The 3,794-nt window shown below is 65.8% G+C and carries 1 pseudogene; it reads right to left on the bottom strand.

Features of this window, described 5'->3' with window-relative positions:
• A pseudogene (locus A5651_RS08205) lies at positions 1 to 3,794 on the bottom strand (amino acid adenylation domain-containing protein); the annotation flags it as partial.

Raw genomic sequence — 3,794 nt, 5'->3', positions numbered from 1 at the left:
CCCGGTCCGATACATCCGCGCCCCCGGCCCGCCGAACGGACACGCCACAAACCGCGACGACGTCAACCCCGACCGGCGCCAATAGCCCACACCGACACCGGCGCCAGCCACATACAACTCGCCCACCACACCCGGCGATACCCGGCGCAACCCCGCGTCCAGCACAAACAACGTCGCCCCCGGTGCCGGCGAACCGATCGGCACCGCATCTGAACCCGCCTCCAGCGGCGCACTTATCGCCGCGTACACCGTCGCCTCGGTCGGGCCGTAAGCGTTGATCATCACCCGCCCCGGCGCCCACCGATCCACCAGCGCCGTCGGACACGCCTCACCGGCCACCACCAATGTCGCCGACTCCAACCCCTCCTGCGGCAGAACTCCCACCGCAGACGGCGTCTGACTCAACACACTGACCTGCTGCTCGACCAGCAATGCGTGGAATTCATCTGGTGATGCAGCCACCGACTCGGGCACCACCACCAACCGTGCGCCGTGCAACAACGCTCCGAAGATCTCCCACACCGAGACGTCAAAGGCGTAGGAGTGCCACTGTGACCACACCTGTGCCGGCCCCGTCGCCACCCGGCTATTCCCTGATGACAACAACTGGACCGCGTTGCGGTGAGCGATAACCACCCCCTTGGGCACACCGGTGGTGCCCGAGGTGTAAATCAGATACGCGATGTCATCCGGAGCCGGCGGGGGCAACGCCGTGCCCGGATACGTGTCGATCACCGGATCGTGGATGTCGAAAACCGTCAGCTCATGCCCGGCCAGCCGATCGGCCAACGCGGCCGTCGTGATCGCCGCTACCGGCGCAGCGTCGGAGAGCATGAAGTCGATCCGCGCCGTAGGCAACGCCGGATCGATCGGCACATAAGCCGACCCGCTCTTCAGCACCGCCAATATCGCGACGATCGCCTCAACGGAACGCGAGAAGAGCAGCACCACAGATGTTCCCGGGCCCCCACCGCGAGCAACCAACAACTGCGCCAACCGGTTAGCCGCCTCGTCCAGCTCCCGATACGTCAACGAGCGGTCGTGAGAAGTCACCGCCACCGCATCGGGGGTGCGGGCCACCTGCGCGGCGAACAACTCCGGAATCGACACCGTCGCAGGCGCGAGCTCCGTCAAAGCCGCCCGATTACCCCACTCATCCAGATCATCGTGCTCGTCCTCATCAAGCAAATCGAACGACAACAGCCTCCGCGACGCATTGATCGTCAAGACCGCTCCCCTGAATCCGTCATGGCCAACAACACCCGCTTGAACCGACGAACTAACGCCACAACGCGAGCCGCATCAAAGACATTGGCATCAAACTCAACCCGCAATTTCAACTCAGCACCCGGCTGCACCTGCACCGACAAGGGATAGTGATTCATCTCCCTCGCTGAGAATCCGGTGACGGCCAATTCGTGGTCGCCGGAAAGCGCGTCGGTCTCGACCGGGTAGTTCTCATACACGAACAGCGTGTCGAACAGCTGGTCGTGGCCGGTGACGCGATGGATCTCGGAAAGCGCCAGGTGCTGATGCTCGAGGGTTTGGTTATTAGCGGTTTGCAGCTGATCGAGCAGGTCTTCGACGGTGGTAGCCGCGGTGATCGTCGCACGCACCGGCACGGTGTTGATCATCAGCCCCACCATGGACTCCGCACCGGCCAACTCGGTCGGCCTGCCCGAGACGGCGGTGCCAAACGCCACGTCCTGCCGGCCGGTCAGCCACATCAGCAGCTGAGCGAAAGCCGCTTGTAGAACGACGTTCACGGTGGTGTGACAGGAGCGGGCCAGTTCGGTCAGGGCGCGGGTGGTGTCCTCAGGCACTACGAATGACTCCACGCTTCGCGGCCCTGGCTCCTCCAGCGCGGGCGAACGAACAAGGGTTGGGGTGTCGAAACCGGCCAGTACCTGTCCCCACGCTTGGCGGGCAGCGTCGATGTCACGCTCGGCCAGCCAGCCGATAAACCGGCGGTATGGCGCGGCCGTCGGCAGGCGCTGACCGTAATAGCTGGCGAAGATCTCCCCCAGCAGGATCGACGTCGACCAGCCGTCGAGCACGATGTGGTGATTCGTGAGCACGAATCGATGCCGATCAGGCCCAGTGCGGATCAACGCCGCCCGAAACACCGGCTGGTCACCTAAGTCGCATACCGCCGCTCGCTCGTCGGCGCACACACCTCGGACCTGCTCATCCAGGTCGCCGTCAGCGGAGTCGAGTTCGATGTACTGCCACGGCACTACTGGCTTGGCCGGAATGACCTGCACGGGCTCGTCATACTGGGCGCAGAATTGGGCTGCGAGGTGCGGGTGGCGGGTCAGCACGGTGTTCACCGCCTCGCGCAACCGGTGCGCGTCGAGCGGGCCGGCGATAGTGATATCCAGCTGCACTGCATACACATCGCCGCCCGGATCATCTGTCCGTGTGGTGGTGGTGTGGAACAGCAACCCCTGCTGCAGCGGGGTCAACGGCAACACATCGGCGATCTCATATCGGCCACACAGCTCGTCGAGCTGAGTCTGGGTCAGCCGGGCCGGGGCGATGTCCGACGGCGTCCACCCACCCCCACCGGCGCGGACATGGGCGCAGATGCCGGCCAACGCCTCAAACCACAACCGGCTCAACCGGTCCACCTGCGAGTGGTCCAGCGCCGAGAGCGCCCATCTCCAGTTGGCCTGCAACCTCGGACCGGTGTCGGTGTCGGCAGCGATGGCGGCGAGCTCTAGGGTGTGCGCCAACGGGATTGGCAAAGCCGCGGTGACGCCGGTGGCCGCCATCCCCTCGGGGCTCAGGCGCCACACATCATCGGAGAGCTCACCAGCTGCGGCGCCCAGTCGACCCAAATAGTTGAACCCGATCCGTGGATCCGATTCGGCCAGCGCCACGTCGGGATTCAGATATCGCAGCAGGCCGTAGGTCAATCCATCAGGCAGGGCGCGCAACTGCTCTTTGGCTGCCTTGACCAGCGCCCCGAACCCGGCCTCACCGGTGCGCACCTGACCCCAGTCCAACCCGCCAACTTGCAGGGCCACCGGATACAGAGTGGTGAACCAGCCCACGGTCCGGGTCAGGTCCACACCGGCAGCCAACTCCTCATCGCGCCCGTGGCCCTCCACATCGATGGCGACCGGCGCATCGCTGCCCAGAAACTCCGCGCACGCCACACCGAACGCGATCAACAAGATGTCGTGCACGCCGGCGCGAAACGCCGCGGGCACCTCACCCAACAGCATCCGGGTGGTCTCGACATCGAGGTCCACCGACAGCTGCCCGGCCGTGGCGAACGTATCCACCCCAGGCTGCACCGCCGGCAGCAGCGCCGGGGTCGCAGCCACCTGCCGCCAAGCCTCGGCCTGGTCCACGACCTGCGGGTCGTGAGCGTGCTCGGCGAGCAGCGCTGACCACCGGGCAAATGACGTCCCGCCGGCCGGTAAGGCTATCGGCTGCCCGCTGTGATGCTGCGCCCACGCAATGTTCAAGTCCTCCAACAGGATTCGCCAAGAAACCCCGTCGACGGCCAGATGGTGAACGATCAACGCCAGCTGGCCGGTGTCGGCCGCCCACAGCGCACTGAGCATGGCTCCGGCGGCGGGGTTCAATCGCGACCGTGCTCCCACCAGCGCCGCATCCGTCAAGACCTGCACGGTGTGCAGGCATGCGCGCGCGTCCACCGCCCCAGCCTCGGGCACCGTCATGGACCATCCGCCGGCGCCGCCGTCGTCGGCATGGCAGCGCAACATGGCATGACGATCCAGCAACGCCTGCAACACGACCACCACGTCGGCCTCGCTCGCCCC

Source organism: Mycobacterium sp. 1274761.0 (assembly GCF_001668615.1).
Classification (GTDB): domain Bacteria; phylum Actinomycetota; class Actinomycetes; order Mycobacteriales; family Mycobacteriaceae; genus Mycobacterium.
This window is presented reverse-complemented; position numbering and strand designations above follow the sequence as displayed.